This is a genomic window from Bradyrhizobium sp. ORS 375, from assembly GCF_000239775.1.
GTDB lineage: Bacteria > Pseudomonadota > Alphaproteobacteria > Rhizobiales > Xanthobacteraceae > Bradyrhizobium.
Genome location: NZ_CAFI01000216.1, coordinates 1 through 1,690 on the forward strand (window position 1 = coordinate 1; position 1,690 = coordinate 1,690).

A 1,690-nucleotide genomic window follows, 5' to 3' on the forward strand; every position below is an offset into this window, starting at 1 on the left:
AGGAGAGACCACCCGAGCGTCGGAGATTAGCAAGACTGAGTCCGCAGCATACATCGCAGCCGATGGCATCGTCCTACTCATCATCCCGCGGAGCGATGTCGCGCTTGCCGTGATAGCCGCGCTTCGGCCGCTTCGGCGGGCCGGGGAAGCGCGCCTCGGCCTCGTGACGCTCGCGCGCCTCCTCGCTGCCGGTGCGCTGGACCAGCACGCGGCGGCCCTTGCGGTCGGCGACCACCTCGCGCTTCGGCTTGGGCTTCGGATCCGGCAGCGGCTCGCGATTGCCACTGCCCGCCGGGCCGAGATCGGCGCCGGACTGGGCGATGACCTTCTCGCCGAGTTGCTCGCGCAGTACCCGCGTCTTGACCTCCTGCACCTCGCCCTCGGGCAGCTCCAAGAGCTGGAACGGGCCGTAGGAGACGCGGATCAGGCGGTTCACCTCGAGGCCGAGATGCGCCAGCACATTGCGCACCTCGCGGTTCTTGCCCTCGCGGATCGCGACGACCAGCCAGACATTGGCGCCCTGGTCGCGCTCGAGCGTCGCTTCGATCGGGCCATACTTCACGCCGTCGACCTCAACACCAGCAGCGAGCTGGTCGAGCTGGCCTTGCGTGATCTCGCCATGCGCGCGGACGCGGTAGCGCCGCGTCCAGCCGGTGTCCGGCAGCTCCAGCACGCGCGCCAGGCCGCCGTCATTGGTGAGCAGCAGCAGGCCCTCGGTGTTGAAGTCGAGCCGGCCGATCGAGATCAGCCGCGGCAGGCCCTCGGGCAGGTTGTCGAACACCGTCGGGCGACCCTCGGGGTCGCTGTGCGTCGTCATCAGCCCGCGCGGCTTGTGATACAAAAACAGCCGCGTCCGCTCGCGCTCCGGCAGCGGCGCGCCGTCGACCTTGATCTCGTCGTTCTCGGTGACGTCGAGGGCCGGCGAGTTGATGACCCGGCCGTTCACGCTGACGCGGCCCTGCGTCACCATCTCCTCGGCGTCGCGGCGCGAGGCGAGGCCGGCGCGGGCCAGCACCTTGGCGATTCGCTCGCCGGTCTTGCCGGGCTTCGGCGCCTCGTCGGGCACGACGCGTTTGCTTCGCTTCTCCGTCTCCGGCTTGCGCTCGCGATACGGACCGCGGCCGCCGAACGCCGGGCGCTTGGCGAAGATCTGGCTGTCGTCCTCATTGTCGCGGCGCGGCCGATCGCCGAACTCGCGGCGCTCGCTGCGCGGATGCTCCTGCCAGTCGGTGCGCCCCTCGGGGCGGCGCCGCGGCTTGTCGAAGCCCCGGTCGTCGCCGCGATCACGGGGACGGTCGAACTTCGGACGATCCTCGCGCGGGCGATCGGACCGCAGACGGTCGTAGCTGCGGCCGCCCTCGCGCGGCGGGCGCGCGCCGCGCTCGGCGCGATCGCCATCGCGCTTCTGCCAAGGCTTGCTCTCACCCCGCGGCGGACGGTCGCCGAACTCCTTGCGCGGCCCGCGCGCTCCGCCGCCGAACTTGCGCTCGCCACGGTCGCCTTCAGCACCGCGCGAGAAGTTGCGCTCGCCGCCGAACTTGCGCTCCGGCCGATCGCGACCGCGCGAGGGACGGTCGCCGAAGCTGCGCGCCGGTCGGTCACCGCGATCGCGCGCGCCTTCGCCGCGCGGCGTATACGGCCGCTTCTCGCCGTCGCGCTCCCGCGGCGCGTAGGGCTTGCGCTCGCCGAA

1 protein-coding gene is annotated in these 1,690 nt (G+C 71.9%); it reads right to left on the bottom strand.

The window, feature by feature from the left end; all coding sequences use genetic code 11:
• Window positions 1–73: 73 nt before the first annotated feature.
• A partial coding sequence (locus BRAO375_RS18210) for a pseudouridine synthase (RefSeq protein ID WP_035640955.1) occupies window positions 74–1,690 on the bottom strand: 1,617 nt, incomplete at its 5' end.